At 63.5% G+C, this 416-nt stretch carries 1 protein-coding gene; it reads right to left on the bottom strand.

Going from position 1 to position 416, the window contains the following annotated elements; all coding sequences use genetic code 11:
* A partial coding sequence (locus ACNFOC_RS55575; protein ID WP_416966468.1) for a TrbG/VirB9 family P-type conjugative transfer protein occupies positions 1–416 on the bottom strand: 416 nt, incomplete at both ends.

Here is a 416-nt window from a genome sequence, read left to right as displayed (position 1 = left end):
GGCCATCATCGTAGGCGTTGACCGGACGCCATGGCGGGCTATCACCCTCGATAACGTAGCGGTAGCGGCGCTGATCCGCTTCCGGGATGATTGGGGTTGGCGGCAAAGCCCTGGAGCGGCCGGATCGGTCTTCCGGGTAGAACCAGGCGACCGACGGCATGTACGGCTTCTCGCGGGAGCGCAGCTCAATCAGGTAGGTCCGTCGATCGGTATTGACAACAAGGTTGGTCTCGACGGCGGGCCTTGTCGGCTTCACCATAATGTGGACGCGCCTGCTATCGCCGTTGCCGCTTTCGGTGTCTCCGACGATCCAGCGCACGGTATCGCCGGCGGCGAGCGACCCCGGACCCGTTAGCTGTTCACCCGGCTCAAGCGCGATATCAGTGATCTGCCCTGGCGCGGCATAGACCTGATAC

Origin of the sequence: Streptomyces colwelliae (assembly GCF_048158785.1) — a bacterium.
In the GTDB taxonomy this organism is placed as follows: Bacteria; Actinomycetota; Actinomycetes; order Streptomycetales; family Streptomycetaceae; genus Streptomyces.
The sequence above is the reverse complement of the archived record's forward strand: the minus strand, read 5'-3'. Positions and strand labels throughout refer to the sequence as shown.